At 50.1% G+C, this 25774-nt stretch carries 37 protein-coding genes; 3 read left to right on the top strand and 34 right to left on the bottom strand.

Annotated elements, in window-relative coordinates; translation table 11 throughout:
* Window positions 1-32: 32 nt before the first annotated feature.
* From IG609_RS09095 to IG609_RS09075, 5 genes are read right to left on the bottom strand one after another with little or no spacing between them, the layout of a single operon-like run.
* Entirely contained in the window at window positions 33-689 is a 657-nt protein-coding gene (locus tag IG609_RS09095; protein ID WP_193400533.1) for a Gp138 family membrane-puncturing spike protein, read from the bottom strand.
* Window positions 689-1576 (bottom strand): phage protein, encoded by an 888-nt coding sequence (locus IG609_RS09090; RefSeq protein ID WP_193400531.1) that lies wholly within the window; start codon window positions 1574-1576, stop codon window positions 689-691. Before IG609_RS09090 ends, IG609_RS09095 begins: the two co-directional genes overlap by 1 nt.
* The gene (locus IG609_RS09085; protein WP_161545813.1) at window positions 1569-1859 is read right to left on the bottom strand and encodes a phage baseplate plug family protein; all 291 of its coding nucleotides are present in this window, start codon (window positions 1857-1859) and stop codon (window positions 1569-1571) included. The genes IG609_RS09090 and IG609_RS09085 overlap by 8 nt, the downstream gene beginning before the upstream one ends.
* Window positions 1856-2500: a phage baseplate protein gene (locus IG609_RS09080; RefSeq protein ID WP_161545814.1), complete on the bottom strand. Its 645-nt coding sequence runs from the start codon at window positions 2498-2500 to the stop codon at window positions 1856-1858. Before IG609_RS09080 ends, IG609_RS09085 begins: the two co-directional genes overlap by 4 nt.
* A 2-nt stretch (window positions 2501-2502) precedes the next feature.
* Window positions 2503-4266, bottom strand: a complete 1764-nt coding sequence (locus IG609_RS09075; RefSeq protein ID WP_161545815.1) for a glycoside hydrolase family 24 protein — start codon at window positions 4264-4266, stop codon at window positions 2503-2505.
* A gap of 39 nt (window positions 4267-4305) precedes the next feature.
* Between IG609_RS09075 and IG609_RS09070 the strand changes: the two genes are divergently transcribed.
* Complete coding sequence (locus tag IG609_RS09070) at window positions 4306-4689, top strand: hypothetical protein (protein ID WP_161545816.1); 384 nt, start codon at window positions 4306-4308, stop codon at window positions 4687-4689.
* A gap of 36 nt (window positions 4690-4725) precedes the next feature.
* Here the strand turns inward: IG609_RS09070 and IG609_RS09065 are convergent, their stop codons facing one another.
* The 21 genes from IG609_RS09065 to IG609_RS08965 form a co-directional block, all read right to left on the bottom strand.
* Complete coding sequence (locus tag IG609_RS09065; RefSeq protein ID WP_161545817.1) at window positions 4726-5235, bottom strand: hypothetical protein; 510 nt, start codon at window positions 5233-5235, stop codon at window positions 4726-4728.
* 507 nt (window positions 5236-5742) lie between these two features.
* Entirely contained in the window at window positions 5743-6144 is a 402-nt protein-coding gene (locus tag IG609_RS09060; RefSeq protein ID WP_161545818.1) for a phage tail assembly chaperone, read from the bottom strand.
* A 2-nt stretch (window positions 6145-6146) separates the two neighbouring features.
* On the bottom strand, window positions 6147-6551 hold the full coding sequence (locus tag IG609_RS09055) for a hypothetical protein (RefSeq protein ID WP_161545819.1): 405 nt from the start codon (window positions 6549-6551) through the stop codon (window positions 6147-6149).
* 5 nt (window positions 6552-6556) lie between these two features.
* A complete protein-coding gene (locus tag IG609_RS09050) occupies window positions 6557-7711 on the bottom strand; it encodes a DUF3383 family protein (protein WP_161545820.1) in 1155 nt (384 codons plus the stop codon).
* A gap of 8 nt (window positions 7712-7719) precedes the next feature.
* Complete coding sequence (locus tag IG609_RS09045; protein WP_161545821.1) at window positions 7720-8244, bottom strand: phage neck terminator protein; 525 nt, start codon at window positions 8242-8244, stop codon at window positions 7720-7722.
* Window positions 8244-8666, bottom strand: coding sequence for a hypothetical protein (locus IG609_RS09040; RefSeq protein WP_161545822.1), 423 nt, complete (start codon window positions 8664-8666; stop codon window positions 8244-8246). The genes IG609_RS09045 and IG609_RS09040 overlap by 1 nt, the downstream gene beginning before the upstream one ends.
* Before the next feature lie 2 nt (window positions 8667-8668).
* Window positions 8669-9256, bottom strand: coding sequence for a hypothetical protein (locus IG609_RS09035; protein ID WP_161545823.1), 588 nt, complete (start codon window positions 9254-9256; stop codon window positions 8669-8671).
* Window positions 9253-9666, bottom strand: a complete 414-nt coding sequence (locus IG609_RS09030) for a DUF4054 domain-containing protein (RefSeq protein WP_226374229.1) — start codon at window positions 9664-9666, stop codon at window positions 9253-9255. The genes IG609_RS09035 and IG609_RS09030 overlap by 4 nt, the downstream gene beginning before the upstream one ends.
* A gap of 38 nt (window positions 9667-9704) precedes the next feature.
* Window positions 9705-10214 (bottom strand): hypothetical protein, encoded by a 510-nt coding sequence (locus IG609_RS09025; RefSeq protein ID WP_250127249.1) that lies wholly within the window; start codon window positions 10212-10214, stop codon window positions 9705-9707.
* 1 nt (window position 10215) lies between these two features.
* Window positions 10216-11151 carry a DUF2184 domain-containing protein gene (locus IG609_RS09020; protein ID WP_161545826.1) on the bottom strand — a complete coding sequence of 312 codons (936 nt, stop codon included), beginning with the start codon at window positions 11149-11151 and terminating at the stop codon, window positions 10216-10218.
* Window positions 11152-11167: 16 nt separating this feature from the next.
* Window positions 11168-11680 (bottom strand): structural cement protein Gp24, encoded by a 513-nt coding sequence (locus IG609_RS09015; RefSeq protein WP_161545827.1) that lies wholly within the window; start codon window positions 11678-11680, stop codon window positions 11168-11170.
* Entirely contained in the window at window positions 11680-12882 is a 1203-nt protein-coding gene (locus IG609_RS09010) for a DUF2213 domain-containing protein (protein ID WP_161545828.1), read from the bottom strand. The genes IG609_RS09015 and IG609_RS09010 overlap by 1 nt, the downstream gene beginning before the upstream one ends.
* Window positions 12883-12891: 9 nt before the next feature.
* Window positions 12892-13746 (bottom strand): phage minor head protein, encoded by an 855-nt coding sequence (locus IG609_RS09005; protein ID WP_226374227.1) that lies wholly within the window; start codon window positions 13744-13746, stop codon window positions 12892-12894.
* Window positions 13691-15082, bottom strand: coding sequence for a DUF1073 domain-containing protein (locus IG609_RS09000; protein ID WP_161545829.1), 1392 nt, complete (start codon window positions 15080-15082; stop codon window positions 13691-13693). The genes IG609_RS09005 and IG609_RS09000 overlap by 56 nt, the downstream gene beginning before the upstream one ends.
* Window positions 15083-15084: 2 nt before the next feature.
* Window positions 15085-16725 (bottom strand): phage terminase large subunit, encoded by a 1641-nt coding sequence (terL, locus tag IG609_RS08995; RefSeq protein ID WP_161545830.1) that lies wholly within the window; start codon window positions 16723-16725, stop codon window positions 15085-15087.
* A 231-nt stretch (window positions 16726-16956) separates the two neighbouring features.
* A complete protein-coding gene (locus IG609_RS08990; RefSeq protein ID WP_161545831.1) occupies window positions 16957-18009 on the bottom strand; it encodes a terminase small subunit in 1053 nt (350 codons plus the stop codon).
* 116 nt (window positions 18010-18125) lie between these two features.
* On the bottom strand, window positions 18126-18392 hold the full coding sequence (locus IG609_RS08985) for a hypothetical protein (protein ID WP_161545832.1): 267 nt from the start codon (window positions 18390-18392) through the stop codon (window positions 18126-18128).
* A gap of 103 nt (window positions 18393-18495) precedes the next feature.
* Window positions 18496-18696 carry a hypothetical protein gene (locus tag IG609_RS08980; RefSeq protein WP_193398104.1) on the bottom strand — a complete coding sequence of 67 codons (201 nt, stop codon included), beginning with the start codon at window positions 18694-18696 and terminating at the stop codon, window positions 18496-18498.
* 35 nt (window positions 18697-18731) lie between these two features.
* Window positions 18732-19268, bottom strand: a complete 537-nt coding sequence (locus tag IG609_RS08975) for a hypothetical protein (protein ID WP_161545834.1) — start codon at window positions 19266-19268, stop codon at window positions 18732-18734.
* Window positions 19241-19762, bottom strand: a complete 522-nt coding sequence (locus IG609_RS08970; protein WP_193398105.1) for a lysozyme — start codon at window positions 19760-19762, stop codon at window positions 19241-19243. Before IG609_RS08970 ends, IG609_RS08975 begins: the two co-directional genes overlap by 28 nt.
* A 2-nt stretch (window positions 19763-19764) precedes the next feature.
* On the bottom strand, window positions 19765-19980 hold the full coding sequence (locus IG609_RS08965; protein WP_193398106.1) for a class II holin family protein: 216 nt from the start codon (window positions 19978-19980) through the stop codon (window positions 19765-19767).
* 118 nt (window positions 19981-20098) lie between these two features.
* Between IG609_RS08965 and IG609_RS08960 the strand changes: the two genes are divergently transcribed.
* Window positions 20099-20557: an AcrIF11 family anti-CRISPR ADP-ribosyltransferase gene (locus IG609_RS08960; RefSeq protein WP_193398107.1), complete on the top strand. Its 459-nt coding sequence runs from the start codon at window positions 20099-20101 to the stop codon at window positions 20555-20557.
* 4 nt (window positions 20558-20561) lie between these two features.
* A complete protein-coding gene (locus IG609_RS08955) occupies window positions 20562-20744 on the top strand; it encodes a hypothetical protein (RefSeq protein ID WP_161545836.1) in 183 nt (60 codons plus the stop codon).
* A 59-nt stretch (window positions 20745-20803) separates the two neighbouring features.
* On the opposite strand, the gene IG609_RS08950 is transcribed toward IG609_RS08955, so the two are convergent.
* From IG609_RS08950 to IG609_RS08915, 8 genes are all read right to left on the bottom strand, one after another.
* A complete protein-coding gene (locus IG609_RS08950; RefSeq protein WP_104210136.1) occupies window positions 20804-21163 on the bottom strand; it encodes an ankyrin repeat domain-containing protein in 360 nt (119 codons plus the stop codon).
* A gap of 394 nt (window positions 21164-21557) precedes the next feature.
* Window positions 21558-22163, bottom strand: coding sequence for a hypothetical protein (locus IG609_RS08945; RefSeq protein WP_161545837.1), 606 nt, complete (start codon window positions 22161-22163; stop codon window positions 21558-21560).
* Window positions 22160-22744 (bottom strand): recombination protein NinG, encoded by a 585-nt coding sequence (locus tag IG609_RS08940; protein WP_193400527.1) that lies wholly within the window; start codon window positions 22742-22744, stop codon window positions 22160-22162. Before IG609_RS08940 ends, IG609_RS08945 begins: the two co-directional genes overlap by 4 nt.
* Window positions 22737-23186: a recombination protein NinB gene (locus IG609_RS08935; RefSeq protein WP_193400525.1), complete on the bottom strand. Its 450-nt coding sequence runs from the start codon at window positions 23184-23186 to the stop codon at window positions 22737-22739. The genes IG609_RS08940 and IG609_RS08935 overlap by 8 nt, the downstream gene beginning before the upstream one ends.
* A 160-nt stretch (window positions 23187-23346) precedes the next feature.
* Window positions 23347-23568 (bottom strand): hypothetical protein, encoded by a 222-nt coding sequence (locus IG609_RS08930; protein ID WP_193400523.1) that lies wholly within the window; start codon window positions 23566-23568, stop codon window positions 23347-23349.
* Between the two features lie 157 nt (window positions 23569-23725).
* The gene (locus IG609_RS08925) at window positions 23726-24595 is read right to left on the bottom strand and encodes an MmcB family DNA repair protein (RefSeq protein WP_102117853.1); all 870 of its coding nucleotides are present in this window, start codon (window positions 24593-24595) and stop codon (window positions 23726-23728) included.
* The gene (locus IG609_RS20515) at window positions 24592-25497 is read right to left on the bottom strand and encodes a hypothetical protein (protein WP_193400522.1); all 906 of its coding nucleotides are present in this window, start codon (window positions 25495-25497) and stop codon (window positions 24592-24594) included. Before IG609_RS20515 ends, IG609_RS08925 begins: the two co-directional genes overlap by 4 nt.
* The gene (locus tag IG609_RS08915; protein WP_121268682.1) at window positions 25494-25763 is read right to left on the bottom strand and encodes a helix-turn-helix domain-containing protein; all 270 of its coding nucleotides are present in this window, start codon (window positions 25761-25763) and stop codon (window positions 25494-25496) included. The genes IG609_RS20515 and IG609_RS08915 overlap by 4 nt, the downstream gene beginning before the upstream one ends.
* Window positions 25764-25774 lie beyond the last annotated feature (11 nt).

Here is a 25774-nt window from a genome sequence, read left to right as displayed (position 1 = left end):
AGCAATGCCGGGGCGTGAATGTGGTGTCATAATTATTGGGGGCCGTCTGATACATCGCTGCCGCGCTCAACACCTCCATGGGCATGATGATCAAACTCAATATCACCAACAGCTAGGCCACCAGTGGTAACCTCTGTCCGTCCGTTCAGCGTTGTTTTGCCGTTGGTTGTCACGCCCTCAGGCGAAATTGTCAACGAAACTCCACCACACATCAGGGTTATGCCGTTATCTGTCAGGTGAATACGCACGGAGCCATCACGGTTGCTCATGCCCATGCCGGATGTGGGCAGGTTGGGAATGGCCGTTTTCAGCGATCGATAACCGGGTGAGAAAAACGCATCGCTGGCACTGAACATTTCAGGACATGTTGGCGGTACTGGACCGCCCATATCAAGCCACGCATCAACAGAGCGTTGGCTGAAATGAATATACCCCTCGGTACCCGCGGGTAACTCATGAAACAGCACCCAATCAGCAGAGCCGGAGAATTGCACAGGGACGTTAATCAACACAGATAGGGTTTCAATCGAACCATCGGGCATTCTTCGTTGAATGCCGCATTCAACCTGGGCGCGTTGTTTCTCTGAATCGTAGGCAACAACATGACCAGGCATGCCGATCATTAAATCCCCGAGCATGTTCATGCTGGCGGCTTGAATCGCTGAAAATAGCGGGTTTGTACTTTTCATTATGCTGCGCTCCATTGGCACCGGAACGTTGTACGCCAGTCGTCATTCCAGAAATCACCCTGATGCGTTGTCGATAGCACCCTAAACGAACCTGTTCGGCGTTGAATATTCGACATGTCATTTAGTCCGGCGTTGTACATGCCGCTGTAGTTGATAGTCCAAAAATCAGAACGGATTTTTATCAGATCGCCAGGCTGAATTATGTGGTTGAGACGTGAATCAACCTCCATGTCTTTCTGGTACCAGCGAGGGTAGCTTTCCATGCCGTTATCTGAATTCAGTTCGTAAGTTGTTGGCCGTGTGGCTCCATCCCGAATCAGCGTGGTTTTAGTGTCCGACAGCAGCCAGTTATAACGCCACGCCACTTTCATAGCGTTTAAAAAATTCCTGCTTGATGTATGGGGCAGCGTGTAGCCATGGTTAAACATCGGCAGATCGGAGAAATCACCAACGGTTTCGATCGGTGGACCGAACGATCGCGCCACGTCTTGAAGTATCTCTATTGCCCGCGTTTTTTCTCCCCAAGTCCTGCCGATAGTGGCATCAGCCCAGATCACAGACCAGCAATTCAGGCGCAGGTAAACATTCACGCCATCGCGCCCGACTTCAACGCTATTTATCTGCCCGGTGAATATTTCCCCAGATGATTCCTCATATCCGGCAGTCAGCCGGACTGTGCCGAAACGCTGGCGGGTTTCATCAAATTTCTGTATCAACTGCCGATACTGATCAGACACGCCGTAAATCATAATCATGGCCGTGGCGACCTGATTCATGGGCATATTAGTGATCAGAAATTTGACCTGAGTTGGCGGCTCACACGTTAATTTGTTCCCCTCCGCTGAGGTCACTTCAAGGTTATACGTTCTCCCGAATAATCTAGTCATTTGGGTACCATCTCAGATTGTTTGTGACGCCGAGGTTTTCCATTGTCGGTGTTTCGCCATCCAGCACTAATCTGCCGATATCGGTATTCAGTCCTGCCAATAAATTTACGCCAACGTGTAACCCTCGTCCCAACGCGATCGGATTTCCGAACGCATCACGAATATCTACGACAAAATAACTGTATCGAGTGAGCCAGCGCACATTGAATCGTAACGTTGCGTTATTGAGCGTTGACGTAAACGAGAAATCAGCCAGGCCGCGTGTAAGGGGGACTGTTTTCATTGCGGCGTCACCTCTCCTAAATGAACGTTCGCCTGACCCTGAGTAGCGGCCGAGTCGCCAGCAGGTAGATTCCTATTTGTTGTCGCGGCGCTGTCATTTCTGTTTTTTATCAGCAGGGCTCGCATTTCTACGACGATCTCCTGCCCTCCCTCGTTCTGTTTGTTTTTCTGAACTCGCGTATTAGTAATGATCATGTCGTCATAGGACGAATTCACGCCAACAACTGTCAGAATCGACTTTTCAACCTGTAGCTTTCGGATTTCCAGTAACGCCGACTCAGATCGTTTGCTCCCTGATGCAGCGAACGCCAAGCCAGCCGATGCTGCCAGTCCGGCCAGCGCTGCCGCACCGCCCCCCAGAATCGAACCGACCGCACCGACTGCAACACCAGCACCGATCCCCGCAATGCCAGAAAACTGACCAGCCTCAGCCATCAGCGCCTTTACTGGGTTATCAGATATAGCGACCGTCATCGTTACTGTCATCGGACGAGTAACCGCGTTGTCATTCGCTGTTTGACCTGTCTCTAACGGATACTCGCTAACATCCGTCCTCAGTTCGCTGGATTCCTCCAATATTGCATCAAAAAAAATCCCGCCGATTTCTGGGCGGGACTTATCGAATACTCCGACGATTGACATAATTACCACCGATTATTGTTAAATGAGCGCTCTAAGTTTTCTCCGGCTGTCGTTAGCGCCTTTGCGATTGAATCTTCAACCTGCTGCTCATTAAGACCTAAGCCGGAAATGTTTTGAGTGTTATTTAGAGTAACGCTGACAGGTTTTGACGATTCGGAACGATTGACAGATGAGTTATACGGAGCCTGACTGCGGCGTTGAACGTAGTCAGGCGTGTAGTAACTCTCCATTTCAGCCTGGCTGCGTTTCGGCTGCGCATATGGTGATGATGGCAGCGACGCCCATACGCCGCCGAGGTTATTCGTTGCCGTCATGAAATCGCCGCTCAATACGTTATCCAACTGCCCCGCCCGCTGAATAAGCCATAATGCGGCCATGTCCTGACTTTGCGGCGAAAAGTCGTTCAGCCCCAGCGCCGCCGCTGCCTCATCCCATGATTTTTGTGTGAACTGATAACGGCCTGCCGCCGATGTTTTATTCCACGTCCCGTCCGTCTGCTGGAAGTCCTTTAACTGGCGCGGGTGATCGGCCAGGCTGGCAACCTGCCCGCCGCCAAACATGGTGTGATAACCGGAATTCATATACCCGCTAGTACCCTCTGCGCGGGATATCGCATCAAGATATGAGCGGGCGCGTGGGTTATTGAGAGCGTCGTCAATATTGCCGGCCTTTTGCTTCAGGTATGCCTGATGCGGTGTCACGCCGCCGTACTGCCCGTTATACGGCACCCCCGGATTTTCACGCTCCCATTTTTTACGCAGAAATGCATCGGGGCTTTCCATCATCCGAGCATCTTCTGACGACGTGAAAAAATTACCGGGTGTAAATGCCGAAACAGCCCCCGCAGTTATGGGGTTAATCAGTAGCCTGCTGAGCCAAGACGGGCCACCGGAACCACCCGCCGCCGCGCCACCACCGCCACCACCTAACCCCAAAATTCTTTTACCAAATCCTAACGCGCCAACCGTTCCTGCAACGCCAGCCGCGCCGATCATTGCGCTGGCTATTTCAGGGTTTTCATGAATAAACCCGTTTACCAATTCTAAAAATTTATTAACGATAGGGAGTAATTGCGATCCCATTGAATAAGCGAGGTTTTCAAAATTACGCGCCAGTTTTGCCATTTCATCATTAAAATCCTGAGCAACTTTCGCCAACTTGGGATCTATTTCTGGTGTCATGGCGTTTGACATGTTCACACTATCGCGGAAGAACTTGCCACCATATTCACCTAGTCGGGCTATGTCATCGTTTTCTGAAATACCAGAACCAGATCGCATATATGAGCGCTCAGTAGTGTTCATTGATCCGTAGGCATTAAGGAAATATTCTGTCGCAGCGTCATTCCCTTGAGTCTTTGAAATCCTCGCTAGCTCTGATGGTTGGAATTTTTGACTCATGTAAGCATCGCCAGATAGTTGCCCCAGCTCATGGCGGCGAACAATATCAGGGATTAACTGTGCCAAGCGCTGTCCTGACGCTACGGGATTGGTAGATCCGATACGCCGCATAGCAAACTCAAGCCCACGAATCTGCTGAACGGTGAAGCCTGTAATATCAGAGAGGCGCTTTAGCTCGTTGTACGACGACGCTACGCCTTGTGTTAACGACCTGAACCCCAACCCCACACCAGCGGCAGCCGCAAGTTGCATCATCCCGTCAGTGACACCTTTGATAGCATCGGCACCTTTCTGGAATGATTTAGCGTCAGTCTCCAGCCCAAGCGAAACCAACAGGGAATCGATTGTTCCTGCATTTTCAGCCATACTATTTCAGCCTTGTTTTTGTTTTACAAAGGAATGATTATGAGAAAGATGTTAATTATATTTCTGGCTTTAGGTATTCACGAAAAATCCTTCGCTTATCCATACACTGTGACTTGTGATGTTACTCACATAGCTTTTTCTGGTGATGGTAATAGCGCGGTAGATAAAGAGCTTCGCTCAGCGACGCTGACTATACATAAAACCACTACGCCATATGCGGAGGTAGCTAGTAACCTGATTAATACAAAATCGCCAATATTAAAAGAATCAGAAGATGGTGTTCGTTTGGAATACCACGACCAAAAGAGAACTTTTATTTATTATAAAGAAGCTAACTGGCTCTATGTTGAGTATGGCTCAGGCCTTATGAAAATTAACAAATCAAAACCAACCGATAGATTTCTAATAAGAAACTGTCATTAACAAAAAATGGCTTACGCTGCGTAAGCCATAATAATTTCATTTATAATCAACGCCTTTAATAAGAGCTATCAAAGTTATCCTGCAATGAGTAAAACAAGTGCAATTTCCTTCTATAAGTTCTACAAAATCCACATTGGAATAAAATTTCTTTTTATGCATTTTTTTGCACCAAGCACAATCCCGACCATCCGCACCAGCAGATATGCGATATTTCTCTATTCCTGAACTCTTGAATCTTATCTGTTGGTTTGTGATGTTAAACTTTGTGTTTGCGATCCCTCGTATATGAATAAAAACATCTTTATTTTTCTTGCTATATTTTATCCCTTCATCAGTTAGCGTATTTATTATTTCATCATCACAATGAAGCTTTACCCCACCTGATAGATGTTGGAAAACCACGTCTCGACAAGACGTTTTAATCATGTTAGATGCTTTTATTTCCCTTAATATAAAATCATCAAGTGTTTCACCAGTACAATTCCATTTTTGTTTCTGGGCTGGAACTTTGGTAAAAAATGATTTTATTATGCTAACTATCCCCACGTCCCTGCCCTCAACCAGTAATATTCGGAAACATCCTATCACTGGACTCAGAGCGAGGGGAGAAAAGAATCAGGTTGGGCGAATTTTATACTTTCAAGGTTTTCTACCACAAAACGTGCCGTTAAAACCTGTAATTACTAACCGTGCGCATGACAGGATTGAACCTCCTAAACTTGAGGTGTCGCATGAACAAGAAAATTTTAGCTACGGTAGTGATCTGCTTCGGTTTGGTCGTTTGGGGATTCGATCTGAACTTCCATGATTACATAAGGGAGCACGTCAAGCTACCCCAATAAACACGCCTGATAGAAAGCGAGAAACCCGCCGAAACGGGTTATCCTTTCGCACTATCTCTGGCCTTTTCCACGCTATCGATCGCAGCCTCAATTACATTGTGCATAGCCTGCACATCATCAATCGTGTAGGTACCGTCGAGCATATCAGACCATCTTGCCAGCGGCGGGCAGACATCACCCGCCCCCAGACACGGACGCCAGAGGAACCAGTTTATTCCGCTGCCGTCTCGCTCGTCGCTACTGCTGCGCTTGCGCCGTTTTCGCTCCCTGCGCTGAGCTTCCAGAAAGGGCCTATGTTCTCCCGCAGGACTTTGCCCAGCAGCAGCAGATAGTTTTGGATTGCGTCCTGAAATAGGTTTTCAGCAACCGGAATACTGTCAGCATCGCGCACAATCTTGCCGTTTTTGATACACAGATCTTTTAGGCGGTTGAGTGATAGCGCATCCATGCTGGCCAGCGCTACAGCTAGCCCCATGTCCGATGCATTGTCGCCCAGCGCAGGGAGTACGCTATTTTTGGTGGCAATCTGTAGCATTTCGAGTTGGTCTTTTGCTGACGGCGTAGCGCCTGTGTAAAGCGCGCCATCAATCTCAATTTCAATACGGCGTCCCATTATTAGGTTTCCTCGCTGTCTGCAAATTCAAAAATGAACTGTTCATCGCTGACGCTGGTTTTACCGCCGCGCGTCATTGAGCCGCGGTTAACCAGTACGCCATCAAACCCCATGACGGTTTCCGCCGTTCCTGTCTGAAAAAAACTAAACGTGGCATCTACGCCCGTTTTTTCCACGGCAAGAATCTGGCGCACCTGGTCAGATCCAGGGATCAGATTGACGGTGACTCGTTTTGGCCGCGTCTGGCTGTCCAGACGAACAGATGTTTTACCGATGCCGCGTTTTAGCGTGGCACGCGGCTCCAAGTCTTCGATTGTGATCGGTGGATCGCTATCGCCAAAGTCATCGATAGGAATACCGAATACCGTCAGGTTGGCGCCGTCAGCGCCATACCGTTTCATTGTCATTGTGGTTACTCCACGTTGATGTTGATTTCAGCGACGTGACCAGCACGCGCCAGAATGACCAGAATTGATGTCGGTGGATAAACACGAGCCTTACGCTGTGCTGATGTCATGTCGAGCACATCCTCGGGCGAGCTGCGTAGCACAAAACCGAACTGCGCCACTTTCGTTTTTCCATCGCCGGGATCGACGTATGAGCCAGTACCCAGCACGCCGTTATCGAAAAATCGCTTACAGGTAGCAGAGAAGGCCGACAGCAGCCCAGCGTAATCACGCGGCGTCATGGCGCGCTTAGAACCTGCGTTCGCGATGTAGTTGTAACCATCCACCTGAGTGTGATTTTTCAGCACATCGAGATTAACCACATCATCAATAAATTCGCCGTATGACGACATCGATTTGCTGTTGATGACTCGACTGTTATCTGTTGCGCCGGCCAATTCAATCTGAGTGAAAAACACAGCGTTTTTCGCCTTCAGTGCGTTGTATGCGCTGGTGGTCAGATCGTCACCGCTAACACCAGGCAGCACCTGATATTCACCCGTGATAGCGGTATTGATACCTGCGGGCCGGAATTTGTGGAATGCCGCCGCCAACTGCACCATAGCGTAGGCCTGTGACGCATCGGCAGTAACGGACGCCGCTGATTTGTATCCCACGAACACGTGGCGGTTCCCTTTCGATTTCAAGGCGGAAATCACATCATTGGTAATGTTCTGGTCAATGATGTTATCTGCGCTAAACGTGAACCATAGCGGGTGGCTTGCAGCATCCGACCAGTCCGATAACTCCGGCAGAATTGCCGCCGTCACATCGGCGTTCTTGAGGAAATAGTGATAGCGCCAAATGCGATCGTTCGCGCTGTTGATGATTTCCAACAGCGTATCTGTCGCGTTTTTCATCCACACGGTAATCGTTGGCGGTTTAGGAGTGTTGGCAAAATAGCGGGTTGCAATGCGGTAAATGTCACTGTCAGTTTTAAAATCAGCAGCTACATCGGTTACTGAGCCGTAATCGCGGAACGTATCAACCGCGAATGTCACTCCATCACCCAGATCCGCCTCATCAGCGAACACTATCGCACTGGAAAAATCGGCATACCCCAGTCCCGCAGGCGTTAGCAGCACGTTGACCGGAATAATGTTATCAACTGGATAGGCCATCGGGATATTTACCCCTCGTTAGTTAATTGAATATCGAAGCCTGCGGCACGCAGTAGCTCGTATGAAACGGTGTGTTCGATGAACATGTGGATGTCGGCCTGCCAGCGCGGTTGTATGCCTGCCTGCAAAATTCCGGTGAGGTTTCGGCATGTGCTGACGTGGCGCCAGGCTATTTCATTGCGGTACAGGAATTCACTGACGGGCTGACGGAAATTAGCGTTATGCAATCGCATGATTGCGCTGTCTGCGCCTTCGTTGATGATATTCACGGATAAAATGAACTCCATCGATGTGGCCACGGTTTCGCGTAAATCCTGCCACTGCCCCAGCGCGGGATCGGCATCTTCCGTTGCAGGGGTTAATTCACGCCGCCGCTGCGACCAGCCGTATGCGCGAATGGGGATGGGTTTGTAGGTGGCATACAGACCAGTTGGCGCGTCACGTCCTTGATCGGCAAGAATCACCGTTTCAACATCAGAGGTCAGAGATACCAACCGCTGAAATACGCTATACAGTTCGCTGATATTCTCCATTAGCCAGCACCTCGGTACCGCTCAACAACGGCGCGGCAGAAATTACGCCATGGCCGGTTGTCGCACGACATAACACGCCATTGGCGTACCGCCTGCCCGTCACTGAATTCCAGCAAATCAGCAAATTTGCCGTTATCATCCGGGTAGAGATAATTAACGCCGTCATTGATATGCACCACTCGCGCATCCTGCGGGTTAGCGGTACCGCCCATTCCCATCAGCATCTGCATATCCTTCCACTTCGCTGTCTGGACGTTGACGTGCGTTAGCGGGGTCGTTTCGCCTGGCTGCTGTTCCCAGCGCCCTCCCGCTCCGGTGTAATCGCCTGCGCCAGCGCGAATTATCCGTACACCACCATCAACGGGGGAATTAAACGTCGAATCGACGTGGCCTTTCATATCGAGCCCGTTTCCGAATGACATCGTTAATCCTCCACGACATACGTAATGGCACCTTTTAATGTGCCATGATTAACCAATGGCTTAGCCGACCCCTTTTGTTTAATGGTTGACGGCGCGTTAGCGGGCTCGATACCTTGCTCGATCGCTTCTTTACAGTAACCTGCCGCCCTTGCACCAATCTGTTCAAGCATTTGAAGCGCTGTAATTTCACCGCGAGTTACAGCGCCAGTTAACGCCCGGAAAGCCTTTTTGATGTTGTCTTGATTCTGACGGAGTGGAACACGGAGAAACGAACGCTCAGGAATATTGATGGTGTGTGGTCCGGTAACACCGAGCTGCATAAGCCCTGCACCGTTTTTCATAAATCTGACTTTTCCCGCTACCGCGTCTTTCTCATTGCGGTAGCCGTAGCTGGTTCCGCCTGGATGTTGAATGGTGCCGCCAAACTCGTTCACCGCACCAATGACAACCAACGGTGTGCCATCCTCACTATTACCTGAACCAGCAGGCAGACCAACCAGCACCCGCCGTTTAGCCATAACGCGATCTTGAATCTCTTTTAGTTTCTGCGCGATTTTATTACCACCACGCGTCTCAGCATTGAGTTTCATACCATCACCCCGCCCGTCCCCGCGCGGCGACGCAGGCGCATAAACTCCACGCCGTATGTCGTCAGCGGTAAATCGCCGTTAATCGTCAGGTCATCCATCGTGACTGACGGCACAGAGAATGATGTCGATTCGTCGCCAACAGACTTGCCGGAAATGGCATATGCCGCGCCTACATCGCCACCAGCAGACCGCTGACGCATAACCAAACGGTGTGCGGCAAACGCAAACATGCCGCGTTTTTTGATGCTGACTACCTGCCCGTTTGGATACCGCCCCCAGCGTTTACCTGTTTCCGCGTCACCCTCAGCAAGTGCAGTGATTACCCCCGAATCCGGCCACGTTATTTCGTCGCTGAATTCGGGGTAATAGGCACGAAAATCGACAACGATTTGCGCTGTGATTTCCATCATTACCCCCATAAAGCAAAACCCCGCCAAATTGACGGGGTTTATTCGTTTTCGTTGGTGCCGTCGCCAGCACCGCCAGCACCATCACCGCTCTGGGCGGCGATTTCTGCGAGTCGCTCATCAATCGCCTTTTTCAGCGTTTTAGCGCCAGCGGCTGAAGGGGCTCTTTCACCGAACAGTTCTTCGTATTGATCACGCAACGCATCTTTATCCAGTAGATCCGCCCCGTCGCCAGCACCGCCAGCACCGCCAGCACCGCCAGCACCGCCAGCACCGCCAGCACCGCCAGCACCAGCATCGAGCTGCGCTCGCAATGCAGCAATAGTTTTTTCCAGCTCTTCGACACTGACGCCACTCGTCTTAACCGTTGTTACGATCAGCTTATCATCGTCATCATGTTCAGCGCGGATCATGCCTGCCGTAACGAACAGATGATTGCGGAAATCGCCCGCAACCAGCGCGGAGTGTCCGCATGGGATGGTAATACGCTGCCCCGTAACGGCATCTGTAACAGTTACGGGCGCGGTATGCTTATTGAATAATTCAGCCATTTTATACCCCATCAACATAGTGGCCAGCTTTCGGAATGCGCCACTCAGTGCCGCCCGTACGAACTAACGCAGGAACTTTAAAATTGACGTTATCCGCCGTCGCCGGAGCCAAAAAGCGCAGCGGCATCACGTCATGACCTTTAACCACACGCATTTCTTTCTTATAGAACATCATGCGATCGGTACCGCCAGCACCACGCCCTTGCAACAGGATGTCATCTTCAAAATCGATGTCCTTGAAGTTTTGCCGTAAAAACTCAAGCAAGCTCACATTGCTGGCATTTTGCGTGGACAATAGCGTACGCATCAGTAATTGATGCTGTGTCGATGGCAATAGGCAATTTGTCGGGCGGTGCACCGTGTTTGTGTTTCCGATGTATACGGAGTTATACCCGTTAGCGAAATAATCAATAATCGGCTGCGTTCCCTGCGTTGGGATTGCAGCTACCAGCGCAGCCAGTGTTGCCGGAGCCGCTTCAGATGATACGTTGGGACTGGTGTATAGCCCCTCTCCGATCCCTTTGTCTCCCAGCAGATAAATTTTATTCATCCCCTGCTCAACAACGTCCCGCACCGCCTGACCGCGCTCGGAGTCAAGATTCACGTTATTCAGCATTGAGAAATTAATCTCTTCAATTGAATACGTGTAGCCCAGCGCCGCCGTTTTAATTTCGTGAAAACCCTGACTCATGGCGATGTCTACAGTCGGAATGTCTGTAGAGTTTGACCCCATCACCTGCAGTTCCCCGCTTGAGTCAACCGCTCTGAATACCACTGTTTTTGACCAATCAGGAGCGCTGTTATCCAGCGGCAGCAGCGACCCGTATTTGAACTGCGGATATTCCAGACGGTAAATATCGGACTCAATATGCGCCGCCTGCTGCACCATGAAAGATATGACCGCCGCAGGGGACATATCAAAGGCACTTTTTCTCATTCTGCTTTCCTTCTGCTTATGCGCTTACGTTCAAAATGCCGTCAACGCGGATTTCACCCACTTCACCAGCCGCGACATCCTCAACCCACTTAACTTGATTGAGAACCAGCAGGCCAGCACCAGAGCCGGTAGTCAGCCGCCCCTGATTTACACCTGCAGTCAGAATGATGCTGACGGCTTCGCCTGCATCAGCACCGTCGACACACAGCGCAAACATCGGCCCACGGCGCAAAATGGATGCAACGTGATTGACGTCATATCCGGATGCATAGTTGGGCGGGTTGGTTGGTGCTGATGGGCTGAATTCAGCGAGCGAACGCACGCTGAACCCGATGATTTCTGCCGCTGTTGTCGTGGCAGAAACAGGCGCGCAGCTACGGGGCGCAGAACCGCGCACAACGGCACGTCCAAACGACACCAGAGCTGTTTCAACATTGCGGGAGATCACTTCAACAACATCAGTTGTTGATATTTGCCCCTCGTACGCTTTGCCGCGAAAGAGCGGAAAGCTATCCTGAGCAATAGCCATTATTTAGTCCCCTGATTCTTGTTGTAACGTTTGTCCATAAATGCCTGCCGCGAACTATCACGCTGCGTCTGAGCATCACCCGTTTTTACCTTCGCCATGTCGCGAGAGAATCCGCTCAACGAATCAGTAGAGGTCTTACCCTTGCTTTCATCGTCTTCATCATCGTCATCGTCGTTTTCACGGCGTTCCTCTTCCGCGTCAAAATAGGCCGTAACATACGCATCAGGAGCCTTGTCCCATGAGCCGTGTTTGCGGCAATTAATCCCTGCGGCATCCAGCGCGGCGCGTTTAATTTGCAGCGGATCGAGTGAATCGCAAGAGAATTTATCACCCGCGATTTTCGCTGCGGAATCACGGACAGACACGACCTCTGCGATCAATTTGGAAATCGAGTCTTCGGAGGTTTTCTCCTTCAGTTTTTCGATCTCTTCGTCTTTAGCGTCGGATTTGGCCTTTTCCTTCTCCAGTTCCTCTTCTGTCTGGTCTTTCGCCGCTTCAGCCTTTTCTTTCTCTTCTTCAGCGTCTTTGACCCGCTTTTTCAGGCTGTCAAAACTGGTCTGAAGTAGTTGAGCGGTTGCCTCTTCTGCAACCGTCGCGCGCGTGCCGGCATCCAGCACAACAATAAATGGCATGGGGTTTTCTCCCGTTGGTTTAGCATCGAATAATCGCGCCTTGCGGCCAGCGCGAGCCTGGTCACATAACGCAATGTGGTTAATTTTGATGTCACGTTGAATGAATTCGTATGGCGTATCATCCGGCGCAGTGCCGGGCGTTTCGTCATACTCGGATGTATAACCCGCTGACAACTCAGCCTTGCCCGCGTCGATCTCATCGATGGCCTGCTGGTCTTTAATCAGCAAATCAACGACGACATAATCACCATCCTGCCGACCGGACGATATTGCATGTCCGGCCGTCACCTCTTTGAACGTAGTGGAATCCACTAGGTCATCGGGGTGATCGATGGTGACATCCATGTTGTCGTAGCTAGCTAGGCTGCTGGGCTTAAAAACCTCCTCAGGTGGACGGTAGACATTAACGAGCTGACCGGGTGGCCTGTCCGTTAGTCCCAATTCGGACGCCAGATATTGCTGGATACCGACGCGAGCAACCCGACCGGGGACTTTTAAATAGCCCTCAGGTGTAATTTCTCGCTGGGATGGAACGGGAAACGCCACGCGGTCACGAATAGTGATCCGCATGATTAGTCCTCAGTAGTCGAGACCTTTGATTTGTGGGATGCCATGGCAGCGGCATCCGATGTGTGCCCTGCCGGGGAATAGGTCAGTTTGACCGTTATATTTCGCACCACGCGACCAGAGATAAACGCCGGCCCCCATGCCAATATCTATCCGCGAGATAGCGAAACAAGATATTTTTGCGAGGGGATATTTCCCCGCAGGGTTTCCAGAAACGCGCACGTCTTGTGACGTTGACCAGCGAAAGCGATCAATGCCCGCGTTCTGCTGGCGGGCGCTTGTGATATCAGCCTGAATTTTTGCTGTCTGGTCACGTGCTATCAGATGTGCGCGGTTGTATGCGGTTCCCGTACTGTGTTGCAGATTACGGACAATGGTTGTGAGCGAATCACCGCGCAGGATCCCGTCAAACACCTGCATCTGGATATCTTCGAAATAATCCGATGACAGCGACTTAATCAGCGCAACGTTGCTCTCTATTGACGCATCCACATAGTCGACAAGATTTTCGCTAACCATCAGCGCGGTCATATCAATGCCGATAGCGCGATTTATCTGCTCAACAAACGCCGCCGAACTGTCCGACTCAGCACGACTGACGACACGTTGAGACAGTCGCTCAGCATTGCGTTGAAACGCCGTATTCATGAATCGCTCTGACGCCTGCCGTATGGCTTCTTTCAGAATGTCGGTTAGATAGCTATCTGCAGTGTAGTTACGACGCAGTACCGGAATCAGCGCCTCATCAACCGCCTGCGCCATTTGCCGAACAATATCGCGGAGCTGTGCCCGATAAAACCGCTCAGCAGCGTCATTCGGCTTGATTGGCCGGATTGGCGCTCGACGGCGCGTTGGCGTTTTCGCCATTAGCTCTTGCAAACTCTGCAAGCTGGAATTCGTAATCACCGTCCCGCTCTGCTTTTTCGTCAGATTCGAGATTGGCAATATCAGACTCTTTGAGGCCATAAACGCCTTGCTCCATCAGTTTGCGCGCCACTTGAGATTTGCGAACAACGCCCTGCTGCAAACGGAGTTCATCAGCCTGCGCATCTGCCAGCCGCTGTGCGGATAGCTCGGTATCAGTAGGCTGAGATAGCGGGGCAAACTCAAAATCGAGACCGTCAGGCATGGCGCCCAGCGTCGAGCGAATCAACACCTCGTCAATCCGCTTCAGGAACGGGCGATATTTCGATTCCTGCCCACCACGTATGGTGTTGTAGTAATTGTTCATATCCCCCTGACCGCTATCGCCGAGCCCTTTTGACTGAACGCCAAATAGGCGCGTCATGGGAATGCCTGCGGCACCAGCCGTCCATTCCATCAACACAGACAGGATTTCGCCGAGCCCACCAAATGATATTTGCTTACGATCAAACTCCTCAGTCTTATCCAGCAGCGCCAGACGATAGAGGGATTTCATCATTCCAAAAATGTTGTATCGCTGCGCTATGACATCATCCATGTCGCCAGCTGCCAGATCGTTAGCCAGATTTTCCCTATTGATGACGTCAATGTTTGCCTCTTGAATCAGCGCCGCAACACCCCCTTTGGCAGAAACCGCATCTTTTACGTCCTCTAAGCATCGACGCAAACGGCTGTCATCCCACCCGCCATTTATCATCCGTAATCGCATCGGGAGTGGCGCACCCGGCGCTTTCACAAAATGGCTATAGTGGATTTGTTGAGAGCCGCCGTTCACAACGAAGTAATCCGGCAGCATGTAATTTTCTGCCAGCGGATTAGTGACGTTAAATGCCTGCCCATTGATAAACATGCGATCCAGAACCAGCAGGCGTTTTAACGAGCCCTTTTTTATTTTTTTTACGTTCAGCGGTTTGTCGAACGGCTGGTCAGTAATCATCAACACACCAGCGCCGCCATATACGCCAGCCCATTTAAACGCATCCTGCGTTACAGCCTGAACGTTGTAGAGTTTCTCCGCTTCACGAATGGCGGTCGCATCATCAGAAGCAAACTCCCGCCATTCGCGAGTTGAATCATCCACCGGGATATCAATGATGTCGCGGGCGATCCAGTTATCAATGTAAGCAGCTTCCAGCTCTGCAAAATCTTGCAGCATGTTGAACATGAAACGGTTAAACGTTCTTCGGTCACGCTCCGTCCCCATTCCGGTCATCATGTTAGCCAGACCATCATTACTAACTCGGATTCTGGGCTTTCCGCCGTATTTACTCTCGGTCATCGTTAAACCCATCCCCACCCGGCACCAGCGCCGGAAATTAATTCGATCTCGATCGCGTCCATAAACGTATCGAGAATGTCATCGTTTTTGTGGCTATCGTCTGCGGAGAAATCCGCGCATTCCGCGAGTGCCGGCATAACCCAATCAGTTCGTGCGGCCACGGTTCCATCTGCGTAATACACCTGGTCGATTCGCTGGCCGTCATCGGTTAGCAATGCGGGGATAAATACCGTTCCCGTTTTGATTTGAGGGACGGTGTTAAGGCATCGGATCAACTTGTTTTGTCCTGCGCCGCGCGGGATTTCCAGAACGGGAAGCGCTTTGCGTTTTTTCAGCGTGGTGATTAAACCTTGCCCCGCCTGCTTGTCCTCAATCCCCATGTGACGCAATGGCGCGGGACGCTTACGATCGAATGGTCGCCATTTCTCCCACAACTCAATCGCCGTTTTTAACAGGTCCTCTGGATCCCATTTCCCGCGAACGCTATCGATGATGTAGAGGTTTCCGTCAATGCCCATGCCCACCAGCGTAAAAACGGTGTAATCATTGAAATCCTCGACCTTCCCGCTGTTCGTATCGACATAGACGGCGCGGTGTGTGAGTTGCGGCAAATGCGTGTAACGCTTAAACCAGTCGGTATCAATCAACCCGCCAGTGAGCGCGCGCGGGCGTTGCATGTACTGAGACATGAACGTGTATTCATCACGCTCCCATAGGCGCATCAGGTCGCCGACGTATTCGTTTACAGGCCAGTACGACCAGTAGCGAACGCCCCCCACGACCACGCTCTCAGTTTTCTTGACGGAGAACCAACACAGCGACCGCCACGGCTCCGGCAGCGAATCGATGTACTCTTCGCTAACAAGTGCGGGAATTGTGACGTGATGGAAATCAACGCCCATCCCACCCGCAAGCATGAAGCCGGTGGCGTCGTTGGTGTGTAACCGCTGCTGAATGCTGACGAATGGAGACGGGTGATCTTTCGATTTATCGCCACGGCGTGAACGAATGGTGTTCACTAACAGGCGATTGGCGTTCTCGCGCTTGGTACCGGAAAACATATCTTCCGGTTTGTTGTAATCATCAAGACACACGAAACCGGAAAAGTCGGGGCCGGGATAACCACCACGACCGCCTGTAATCTGCCCACCACTGGAGCGAGAGACTGTTTCACCGATAGTGCGTCCTTTGGCATTGATAACCTGCCATTCCTCAGCCTGATTTACGCCGAACTTACATGGCCACAGCGACTGGTATTCAGTGCTCGCGATGATGTCCCGCGTTCGGCGGGAATTGCGTTTTACCAGCGTGTCAGCAAAGGAAACATTCAAATTACGAAAGCGGCGTAACTTGCCAGTCTGCACCAGCATGTTGATGTACGCTGCTGCATGGATAGATACGAACTCGGTTTTAGTCCCGCCAGGCGGTACGTTGATAATGAGGTTTCGCGGTTGCATCAGACCGAATATCAGGTCATCAATCTTGCTGGCCATCATTTTGTGATGCCAGTTCACCAACAAGCGATCACCCTGCAGCATCTCAAACCAAATGCGGGTGAAATTGAGGAACGACTTTTCAGATTTGGATTTCAGGGCTACACGAGCGGGGAAATCCAGATTTTCCCATTCGAGTAACTGTGACATTTTTCAATCCCGATTTTTCCCGTTTTGGGGGCTATTTAACATATTGTAGGTTTTGCGCACCACGCGATCGGCACTCGCGATAAAATCGCCACGAAAGCGTTAAAAGTGCGGGTTTTCTCAGTAATAAATGGGAGTTTTCGACAACAACATTTTGATAACAAAACGCCACTATTGCAGTTCGATCAAAACGACAGATGAAACCAATTTTTTCCTGCGTTTTCTCCGCTGCAATCAATCCAGATCTGGCAGTTGGTTTTCTAACGCCGCCTGCGCTTTTGCGTAATCCTCCGGTGTGTAATTCACCTGGTTGATCGGACCACCATCAGCGCCTGTTAACTCAGTTCGGTTTTTCAGCATACCCAGATGTTGAGCAACCATTTTCAGTGCGTCGTCCTGATTGCGGGTGATGACCTCCAGACCGAATTTACCTTCTTTCACACCAGCGTATAGCCGACGAGCTGCGCCGCGTAAATCTCGCGTGTCATGAAAGTGTGACCGGCTAACACCCATACCATTACAACGCGGGCATTCAGGATTGGGATCGAGTTGGGCGTCAAAGCCATAGCCGCCTACATCGGTGGGTTCCTTACCTTTTTTCTGAATTGCGTCGGCGAACCGTTCTTCAAACTCTACCGCATCCTGCCACTGATACTGGAAACCAAATCCCCAGCAGTGACGGCAGCACAAACGGCGCAATTCAGTAATCTGGTTGGCGTCAGCAGTCGCAATCTCCCACCACATTTTCAACACGTCATCCTGTGTGATTTGGGTGCGGCGTTCTCTCGCGTCCAGAGCATCGCGAATGGCTCGGCTGACCTTTAAATTTCTATAAAGGATCGATGCGGCAGCATAAGCCTGCTGCCCTTCACACTTGTACCCTGCCCGCTTGTATGCGGCGACTCGGTTAAGGTCTTTAAGGTACTCATTAACGAAACGAGCCTGCATGTCGTTAAGCCCGTATTCATCAGGGTTTAGCGTCCAGTCATCGTTCGCGCTTTCAATTACTGGGCAATTAGAATCAATTTTATTTTCAATTTGAGGAATTGATTTTGATGACTGTAAATTCGTCCGACCGTCCGACCGTCCGACCGTTTTTTTTGGTCGGGGCTTTTGGTTGATTTGGTCGGGGCTTTTGGTCGGTTTTTTCTGGCGAACCCATTTAGATTTTTTCGCCATGTCGATTAAGGTGGACTTCGCTACTCCGTGCTTGTCGGCAACCTTCTGAATAGAGAGTTCACCGGCACAGTAATCGCGCTTGATAGACTCCATATCCGGTTTTGCCACAATAAAATCCCCTTTAGCCCTCTATAAACCATTACGCTATTCACTCAGAAATGAATAATGTGATGGCAATAAAAAAGCCACCAGCGGATGCCAGTGGCTCGATATAACACAAATGATTACTTAGTTAGCCTCACATAGTCAGAAATTAATTCCGCCTTTTGGGAATACTCCTTTGCCAGCCTCTCAAGTTCACTGGTCTCTATCTTTCCGGATTGTGAGCTTTTGATATAAGCAGCAATTTCTGCTTCGTGTAGTACAGTTTCGGGGTTCTGGGCAATAATCTCTTTTACTGCGTGGAAGAACACTTCCAAATCGAGATCGTGCCCTGTAAGCCAGGTGGAACGATCAAGCCATTTATCTAAAGCATTAATACCTTTCAACATAAGACCTCCTGTTTGCGTGGATCACCATCCTCACACCAAAACAGTTATGTCAAAAATGTTTTTTGCATTATCACAAGCACTCAGTGAATGCCTGTTGTAATAATCAGGCGGTAGCTCGGTATTCATAACGAGAGATGGTTTTACCATTAGCATTCATCACGTATGCCACATCATTTTCTTTGAGAAAAACATGGCCATCCATGCCGGATATCGAAATCGCTTGTTTTACGGGATTGAAACCAACACTCAACCCGCAATGAATTTCCTCGCCACCGCAAGGCGTAACAATCTTTACTGTTAACATGCTTCTTCTCCTTCTTCTGATCGTAAAAAGCCCCGCTATTGCGAGGCCCAGTTTGATTCTGCTTCTCGAATCCCTGCCAGTTGGCTATTCGCCTCGTCAATCGCCGTCAACAACGGATCAATCCAGTAAACAGCCTGTGCGTATGTCAATCGGCAGCCGGTGGCAGCGGCACCAGTACGGGCTGTGTCAGTTCGCTCGGTAACGGTGTGCATTGCGCTGGCACGTAAACGGTACGTGTAGTCGAGCAGCCGATCAGCAACATCATCAGGCACGCACTTACCACTAGCTGGGTCACGTTTAATAATTGTCCGGTAAATAATCTGTTTTTCATCTGACTGCCCTTTGATGTTGATGGCGTACTGGTTAGCCTGCTTGGCTATTTCGTTGAAGCGCTGAAATTGCAGCGCTTGACCTGCAATGATCGCTTGCTGCCCTGTGCTGATATCCTCAGACGCTTTCTTGCCGCGTTCTGCTACATCAGCATCCCAGCGGAGCCCCTGCACGTACCAACCGAGAGCTATTCCGGACAGCAGCGCAAGGACCGTTATTTTCCAGCCTGAGAGGATAGACATAACGCCCGCTCCTTATCCCTGCGTCCAACCAGCCCCGGAAGCACCTTACCGCCGCCGTATACCCAGCGCGGAAACTGCTCACACGCAGCCTGAATATTACCTGCACGAAACAACTGAAACATGGTAGATGTCATCACCTTTGGGCAGCCAGCATTAAAAGCAATGCTCACTGCTGCGCTGAATGGGTTACTCGGCAACTTCTTGCCACCGGCGTACTTATCAACGCAACTTTCGGCTGCAAGGATGTTTTTCTGCCAGTCGGCGGCAATCTGCTCATCTGTTTTGCGCGTGCCATCAACAACGCCATGTGTGTTGCCAATGCCGTCAGTCAAAATACCGACTGGACACATGTAAGGGTCACGGCGGCATGACTCGGCATTGCCGATAAGCTCCAGACCAGCTTTGTTAGTTCGCACCTGGCCGTTGTTCATCACAATGCCGATGATTACGCTGACGGAACAAACCACACCGGCGGCAATTTTGCGTTTGCTCATGCTCACTCACCCCGCTCTGCTTTGCGTCTGTCTTCTTTAATCTTGAAATACAGATTGGCGAGAAACGTCAGTAAGCCGAAAACGAGGCTACCAAGAACGCCAATTGCCGCCCATTGGGTCGGGGAAACTGTATCGAGTAACTGGAGCATCCAATATCCAGAACTGGCACCGGACGCCCCGTATGAAATACCAGTGGTAATTTTGTCCATACGGATCATGACTCCACCTCCGCTGTACGGGGCGCTGTGTGTGATTAAAAAAGGTGAAAATAAGTGTTGTTATATAGTCAGTTTTTGACTATATTATTTATATCGAAACGAGACTGAGGTATTCAAAATGAAACTGTTCCACGACTCATACAGCAACGTAGCTCCGGTAATCAAAGTTGGCGCTTTTGCAATGTCAGGTGACAACGTTTTTGACGGTATCTTTGCCAGTGCTGATTTTGATGCTGCGGACTCTCACGGTGAATTCGTTCACACATACGGCGTAGAAAACATCGCTGATAGCTCAGACCTGAACGCACGTATTGATGAGGTTATTGAGTTTCTGCGCGGAGAAATCGAAGCCGATGAAGACGCTATCGAAGACATCGCCAACGCAATCGCTGATGATGAGTGTGATGATTCATTTGCCGAACACCTTTCTCCACGCTCTGCGACTGGTGATGCAGGCTGGGAAATGCAACGTTTACGCGGTCGTGTAGCTGCTCGTCTCGGTTTCGATGCGGTAGAAATGGATGATGAATACGGCACTAGCTATCTCATCGTTAACCCTGAAATCATCGCGGAGTAATGAAATGTCACTTACTGAATTCATCAATCAACACTTCGACGGCAATAAAGCGGCATTCGCTCGGCACATGGGCGTTGATGCCCAGGCGGTAAACAAATGGATAAAATCAGAGTGGTTTGTCAGCACTACTGATGACAATAAAATCTATCTCAGCTCAGTGCGCCGAGAAATCCCGCCGCTCAAATAAAAAAGGCCACGCGTTAGCGCAGCCTTATATTGTTATCTTAGATGACGGGCAGGTTTAACTTACGGTCTTAACTCCTTGCCGCCGTTCTTTATCAAGATGTCTGCTATATCCTGATTGCCGTTAGCTTTAGCCCTGACTAGTGGGCTATAACCGTCGCTATCAATAGCATTGACATCCGCCCCTTTTTCCAGAAGGAACGTGGCCATCTCTTTATTGCCAACCATCCCAGCTAAATGCAACGGAGTGAATCCAGCGCCAGTCCTTGAATTGATTAACTCAGGATTCTTATTGATTAATTGGATCGCTTCTTTGTTTGATGTTTTTGACCAAATTAACTCAGACAATCCTTGGTCTTCAGCTAACGCATAAGCGGAAAAGGAAAATAAAATAGCAACAACAAACGATAAAACCGATTTCATACACACTCCAGTGTTTTACTTATCCATAAACAGAGTGCAAATAATATCAGCGTTATGTTGCTAATAGTTATCTGTTAATTTAAACAGCGAGCACAAAGGGATTAACATCACCTGAAATGAAAAAACCCGCACTGATGGCGGGTTTCGGTGTTTTCTTTTTTTGCAATTCGGCGCTATGACAGGGGTACTGATGCAATGCATCTCGCGAATACCCCTGTCGTATCGCCGGAAAGCAAAAACCCCGCAGTAGCGAGGTTTTCGAATTTGTCAGATTGTGGCCTGCCATCGCTGTTATCATGTCGTAGCTCTGCCAAGCATGGACACATTAAACAATTTTTTGGCTCACTTTCAATATATAAATAGATAAATAGCACAAATAATCAAAAAAAATAACTCATACCTGCTCAGTTAATAACTTTCGGGACGACAAAAAAACCTTTGCCCTGAATATATCAAGACACCAGCGAACGCGTCTTCTCGCTTCGCTTTCAGTTAGCCACGGCGCAATCGCCTGCAACTCGCGAGTAATATCTGAGATTTTTTTGCGCGTGGTGTAATACTGAACACCCACAAGGTAGACCGGATCATTAACATCTAATGCCAGTAATACGCACTGCTCAACAAAATCAGCGTCATCATTGCGAATAGCCTGATCGATAACACTGATTGTGGTCTGTGGCCATAGAATGGCATGAGCACGATTCATTATATGTTGGCCTTTATAGCCCTCGCTACGAGCCTGATTCAATGCAGCCGTAAAACTTTCCAGCGCTTTATCCGACCAGCGACTACCCTTCAGTTCATTCCAGCATGCATGTCCTCGTGGCATTCGAGGGCCAGTCTCGCCCCTTACCCCCTCTCCCCATGCGGTGAGTAATGATTTTATCCAGCCAGACTGGATGCTGGATAATGGAGTAAAACGCCCCAGATAACTTTTCCGAGGCGCAGTGGCTACAACTCCCAATCCTGCATTATGTTGGCGACGTTGGCGTGGGGTCATGCTGCCTCCTGCTTTTTCAGTTCACGTAAATTAGCTCGGGCGGTTGCACGGATTTTGTCGAGCTCTTCCCGCGCCCATCGATGTGAGCTGTTATTACTTTCCAACTCCTGCACGCGATCCTCGCCAATTCGCTCCACCAGCGAAATACGGTATGCCTCGATGTTCCCTGATTTGTGGACATTGCAGGTGTGGCACTGTAGCCACAGATTGTCAGGCTCAAACCTCAGGTGTGATGCGGCTGCGGTTGTTCTGTAGTGCCCTGCGTGCCAGGCGAACGCTTCACGCGTTCCACAGGATATGCAACAGTCACCAGCGGCTAGCAGGGATTCTCGCCGCCAGTCGTTCACGGCACGCTGTGTCATGCCAATCCAATGTGAAAGCGGCTTTACCGCCGCTTTGCGCTCACGCCATGCAGCCTGATCCGCTTTCTGTTTTTTCTGCTGCTGGCGCTGCTTTTCTTTTTCACGGAGCTGTATCGCGTACTGCGCACCATGTTCAGGGCAGCACCAGCGGACGTTTTCAAATTGCGGGGTGAATTTCTCGCCACAGATTTTGCATTTACGGCGGGGTAATTTAGCCATTCCGATCACCCCAGCGTTTAGCCCACTCTATTTCCAGCTTGGATTTTTCACTGAAATTTACGCGCTGCTGAGTACCAAACCAGTAGATGGCCTCGATCACCTCCACCATTTGCGGGATGTTCATTTTGCTGGTGCGCTGACCGAACATCACAATGCCGCCATCCAGACCGGGAGCCATGCGCTGTTCTTGCTTCTTGGATTTAGCAATCATCGCAGTGATCAGATCTTTCCAATCCTCCTTATCGTATTTGCTACCGAACCAGACGACTTGATCGGAAAGGTCTTGTAGGAGCGGCCACATCTTATCGTTCTGAGCCTTCGTGCGGCTGGGCTCCTTGATGTCCACGACGAGGGGGCGCTTTTCGTTAACGGGTAACTGCCGAATAAAATTAATAGCGTTTTGCTTGACGGCATCATTTGCCAGATGGAATTGCTGTTTCATGCGACACCCCACAGGATGACCGCTGAATACAGAAAGTCGCTGGCGTCGTTAAACGTCAGTGACTGGGGATTTGATACGTTTTTTTGCGCCATTGGTTTATCTCCGTTGGCGCAGCAGTGATGGTTGTTCAAGCCATCAGCGGGAATTATATATGGTTATTTTACACTTGGCTTACTCTATATCCGGCTCGTTCTAACATTTGTGTGAACAGTGTCGGCGTTCCGATAATCTCGTCAGTCTGAAGCGGCATAAATGAGATCGTATCGCCCTGTCGGTAAGTCAGAGCGCGGTCAAATTCTGGAAAATCATGAAATGTTGCAACGACAACATCGTCGCTACAACGGACAACTGCGTAGCCTGCTGCTGGTAATTTTGCTGCCACGGTTTCACCTTAAAATTACTGTACATCCATACAGTAAAGATACTATATAAAATATTTCCATTTGCAACAAAAAGGCTCCTAAGAGCCCTGTGATATTAATTTACATCAATAAATTATATAACTTAGCCGCTGGTGGCGTAATTGAGTAGAACGTCAGTCATGCTGCGCTCTCCCTTGATGATTCACCTGGCAATTTTTCGTTAGCGTCAGATAACATTCGCTCCAGGCTACCAAAAATACGGCGCAGTCGCTGAATCTCTGCATCCTCAGATAGCCGGTAACAGGCCTGACTAATAGCGCGAGTTAGCTGGTGTATAGTTGCGTTAGCGGGCAGCCCCAGCGTTACGGCTAACTCAACTTGTGCATCATTAAGGCGACCCGCATCACGTTCAATGGATTCTCTATGTCGGCGCGACTCTTCGGCCGTCTGTTTGAAAACCTCCGCCCTGCGTTTTTCTTGCTGCTTGATTGCGTCTTCGAGCTGTTCCTTTGCGGAGTAAGCCTGCGAAACCAGACTGGCGATATCGCCCCCATGCTGTTTGGCTAACTCTCTTTCTGTTGAGTATGTGGAGGCAGAACGAAAATTCACTCGATTGCGTTCTGTTTCGCGCTTAATCCCATCGATAACCAACTTAATCCATGCGTCGCGAGGTATGTTATCAATAGGTCGCATAGTAGGACCTTTGAGTGTGTGCCATCCTGATTCTTTCCTGATCATCAGGCCGCAACCATCCGGTATGTCGGATTTTTTTAACATTCCATCAGGAACTGCAAACACCACAGCGCTAGCGTATTTGAAGTACTTCGTGAATTTTCCAGCAGTAACATCGGCGCGAAAGTCAGAGACGCTAACCTTGATTTCGTAAACAACCGGACAAAACTTACTGAACGAGCATGGCAGTGCATAAACATCAGGCCGCGCCGTTCCGCTTGGCCCCAACTGCATATCTTCCCAAACAATCCGTGCTGTGTTTTGGCGCAGGTGTTCCGCCAAATCATGGGCGAGTTGATTATGATTCCACTTCATGCGTCACCGTCCTTGCTGATTGGCTTCTGATCAGTGGATGAAACCAGCTCAATACCCCACGAATTTAACTCTCCAACATCATCGTGGTTGTAGTTGCAGATATTGATCTCGGGGAATTTATTCAGTAAATCAATTGATACCAGCGCATATCCATCAGGCACCAGTGCGTACCCTTCCGGCACTGAACTATCCGGCGATACTGGAGAGTTGCCAGACTGGAGCATAGCGGCGCGGCCTTGCCACGCAATCCAGCCCACGGTCATATCCCATGCCATGTAATCCGGTTTTTCTGGGTCACCGTTTCTAGCGCGCTGAGTATCGATGCTGTCGCCCAGACGCTTAGCAATAAACGTTTCATAGGCCGCACGCTCATCCGGCACCGTGTAAGGCTGGCTTGCTGCCTTAAACACAGGGAAATATGGCTCAACGTTTTCCTCATGCTCTGGTTTCTCTCGCGATATATCCAACCCGAATTTTGTGTCATAAACCCAATAATCAGGCACTTGCTGGCTTACAGCTTGCGGGACGGGGCGGATGTAGTATCCACGACCTCGCGGGTAATCTCGCCCACATTGCGAAAACAACTTCTCCCCGCCGCGTGTTACCGGACATACGTATAAATCCGGCTCTTGCCCCCGCAGCTCTGCCAGTTGATTACGCAGCTCCAGAATTTCCGCATTCAGCCGCACGCACTCGTTAACGACGCCAGACTGAACGGATTGATCTGCCGGGATATCGAGTGCATGACGAATGCAGGCCATTTCGCGTGACATGCCAGATTCAGCCGCTAGCAGCAGCTCGATGCGGCTTACTGCCGAACTCAGTAACACGCTGTCTTGGCTCTCTGATGCCAGTGCGCGCAGACGTTCAATCATCACGACTGTAGACATTTCAGGTTTCATGCGCGTACTCCTGCCAGCAGTTGAGTGAAACGAGCCTGTACGGGGTGAACGCCGAATGCTGGTTGGGTTTCACGGAATAGGAAATACGTGTATTTCCCGGGCGCACCAACTGCCACTACTCGCTGATTTTCTCTCAGCGTATTTAGCGTTGAACCAGCCTCTTTCGATGTGATGTTGAGTGCACGAGCGATTTCCTGTCGGGTCATACCCTCGTGGCGGCGAATGTGGCGCAGCATGCGCTGCGAAACGGGCATTTTAGTTTTCATTGGTCAAATCT

It is taken from the genome of Pectobacterium quasiaquaticum (assembly GCF_014946775.2).
In the GTDB taxonomy this organism is placed as follows: Bacteria; Pseudomonadota; Gammaproteobacteria; order Enterobacterales; family Enterobacteriaceae; genus Pectobacterium; species Pectobacterium aquaticum.
Note: the sequence above shows the minus strand (reverse complement) of the source record. Positions and strands in the feature narration are given on the sequence as shown.

What these genes read in the sequence shown, in the direction of transcription:
- IG609_RS09095 (WP_193400533.1), bottom strand. Translation starts at nt 689, where the DNA reads ATGAAAAGTACAAACCCGCTATTTTCAGCGATTCAAGCCGCCAGCATG.
- IG609_RS09090 (WP_193400531.1), bottom strand. Translation starts at nt 1,576, where the DNA reads ATGACTAGATTATTCGGGAGAACGTATAACCTTGAAGTGACCTCAGCG.
- IG609_RS09085 (WP_161545813.1), bottom strand. Translation starts at nt 1,859, where the DNA reads ATGAAAACAGTCCCCCTTACACGCGGCCTGGCTGATTTCTCGTTTACG.
- IG609_RS09080 (WP_161545814.1), bottom strand. Translation starts at nt 2,500, where the DNA reads ATGTCAATCGTCGGAGTATTCGATAAGTCCCGCCCAGAAATCGGCGGG.
- IG609_RS09075 (WP_161545815.1), bottom strand. Translation starts at nt 4,266, where the DNA reads ATGGCTGAAAATGCAGGAACAATCGATTCCCTGTTGGTTTCGCTTGGG.
- IG609_RS09070 (WP_161545816.1), top strand. Translation starts at nt 4,306, where the DNA reads ATGAGAAAGATGTTAATTATATTTCTGGCTTTAGGTATTCACGAAAAA.
- IG609_RS09060 (WP_161545818.1), bottom strand. Translation starts at nt 6,144, where the DNA reads ATGGGACGCCGTATTGAAATTGAGATTGATGGCGCGCTTTACACAGGC.
- IG609_RS09055 (WP_161545819.1), bottom strand. Translation starts at nt 6,551, where the DNA reads ATGACAATGAAACGGTATGGCGCTGACGGCGCCAACCTGACGGTATTC.
- IG609_RS09050 (WP_161545820.1), bottom strand. Translation starts at nt 7,711, where the DNA reads ATGGCCTATCCAGTTGATAACATTATTCCGGTCAACGTGCTGCTAACG.
- IG609_RS09045 (WP_161545821.1), bottom strand. Translation starts at nt 8,244, where the DNA reads ATGGAGAATATCAGCGAACTGTATAGCGTATTTCAGCGGTTGGTATCT.
- IG609_RS09040 (WP_161545822.1), bottom strand. Translation starts at nt 8,666, where the DNA reads ATGTCATTCGGAAACGGGCTCGATATGAAAGGCCACGTCGATTCGACG.
- IG609_RS09035 (WP_161545823.1), bottom strand. Translation starts at nt 9,256, where the DNA reads ATGAAACTCAATGCTGAGACGCGTGGTGGTAATAAAATCGCGCAGAAA.
- IG609_RS09030 (WP_226374229.1), bottom strand. Translation starts at nt 9,666, where the DNA reads ATGATGGAAATCACAGCGCAAATCGTTGTCGATTTTCGTGCCTATTAC.
- IG609_RS09025 (WP_250127249.1), bottom strand. Translation starts at nt 10,214, where the DNA reads ATGGCTGAATTATTCAATAAGCATACCGCGCCCGTAACTGTTACAGAT.
- IG609_RS09020 (WP_161545826.1), bottom strand. Translation starts at nt 11,151, where the DNA reads ATGAGAAAAAGTGCCTTTGATATGTCCCCTGCGGCGGTCATATCTTTC.
- IG609_RS09015 (WP_161545827.1), bottom strand. Translation starts at nt 11,680, where the DNA reads ATGGCTATTGCTCAGGATAGCTTTCCGCTCTTTCGCGGCAAAGCGTAC.
- IG609_RS09010 (WP_161545828.1), bottom strand. Translation starts at nt 12,882, where the DNA reads ATGCGGATCACTATTCGTGACCGCGTGGCGTTTCCCGTTCCATCCCAG.
- IG609_RS09005 (WP_226374227.1), bottom strand. Translation starts at nt 13,746, where the DNA reads ATGGCGAAAACGCCAACGCGCCGTCGAGCGCCAATCCGGCCAATCAAG.
- IG609_RS09000 (WP_161545829.1), bottom strand. Translation starts at nt 15,082, where the DNA reads ATGACCGAGAGTAAATACGGCGGAAAGCCCAGAATCCGAGTTAGTAAT.
- terL (WP_161545830.1), bottom strand. Translation starts at nt 16,725, where the DNA reads ATGTCACAGTTACTCGAATGGGAAAATCTGGATTTCCCCGCTCGTGTA.
- IG609_RS08985 (WP_161545832.1), bottom strand. Translation starts at nt 18,392, where the DNA reads ATGTTGAAAGGTATTAATGCTTTAGATAAATGGCTTGATCGTTCCACC.
- IG609_RS08980 (WP_193398104.1), bottom strand. Translation starts at nt 18,696, where the DNA reads ATGTTAACAGTAAAGATTGTTACGCCTTGCGGTGGCGAGGAAATTCAT.
- IG609_RS08975 (WP_161545834.1), bottom strand. Translation starts at nt 19,268, where the DNA reads ATGTCTATCCTCTCAGGCTGGAAAATAACGGTCCTTGCGCTGCTGTCC.
- IG609_RS08970 (WP_193398105.1), bottom strand. Translation starts at nt 19,762, where the DNA reads ATGAGCAAACGCAAAATTGCCGCCGGTGTGGTTTGTTCCGTCAGCGTA.
- IG609_RS08965 (WP_193398106.1), bottom strand. Translation starts at nt 19,980, where the DNA reads ATGATCCGTATGGACAAAATTACCACTGGTATTTCATACGGGGCGTCC.
- IG609_RS08960 (WP_193398107.1), top strand. Translation starts at nt 20,099, where the DNA reads ATGAAACTGTTCCACGACTCATACAGCAACGTAGCTCCGGTAATCAAA.
- IG609_RS08955 (WP_161545836.1), top strand. Translation starts at nt 20,562, where the DNA reads ATGTCACTTACTGAATTCATCAATCAACACTTCGACGGCAATAAAGCG.
- IG609_RS08950 (WP_104210136.1), bottom strand. Translation starts at nt 21,163, where the DNA reads ATGAAATCGGTTTTATCGTTTGTTGTTGCTATTTTATTTTCCTTTTCC.
- IG609_RS08945 (WP_161545837.1), bottom strand. Translation starts at nt 22,163, where the DNA reads ATGACCCCACGCCAACGTCGCCAACATAATGCAGGATTGGGAGTTGTA.
- IG609_RS08940 (WP_193400527.1), bottom strand. Translation starts at nt 22,744, where the DNA reads ATGGCTAAATTACCCCGCCGTAAATGCAAAATCTGTGGCGAGAAATTC.
- IG609_RS08935 (WP_193400525.1), bottom strand. Translation starts at nt 23,186, where the DNA reads ATGAAACAGCAATTCCATCTGGCAAATGATGCCGTCAAGCAAAACGCT.
- IG609_RS08925 (WP_102117853.1), bottom strand. Translation starts at nt 24,595, where the DNA reads ATGAAGTGGAATCATAATCAACTCGCCCATGATTTGGCGGAACACCTG.
- IG609_RS20515 (WP_193400522.1), bottom strand. Translation starts at nt 25,497, where the DNA reads ATGAAACCTGAAATGTCTACAGTCGTGATGATTGAACGTCTGCGCGCA.
- IG609_RS08915 (WP_121268682.1), bottom strand. Translation starts at nt 25,763, where the DNA reads ATGAAAACTAAAATGCCCGTTTCGCAGCGCATGCTGCGCCACATTCGC.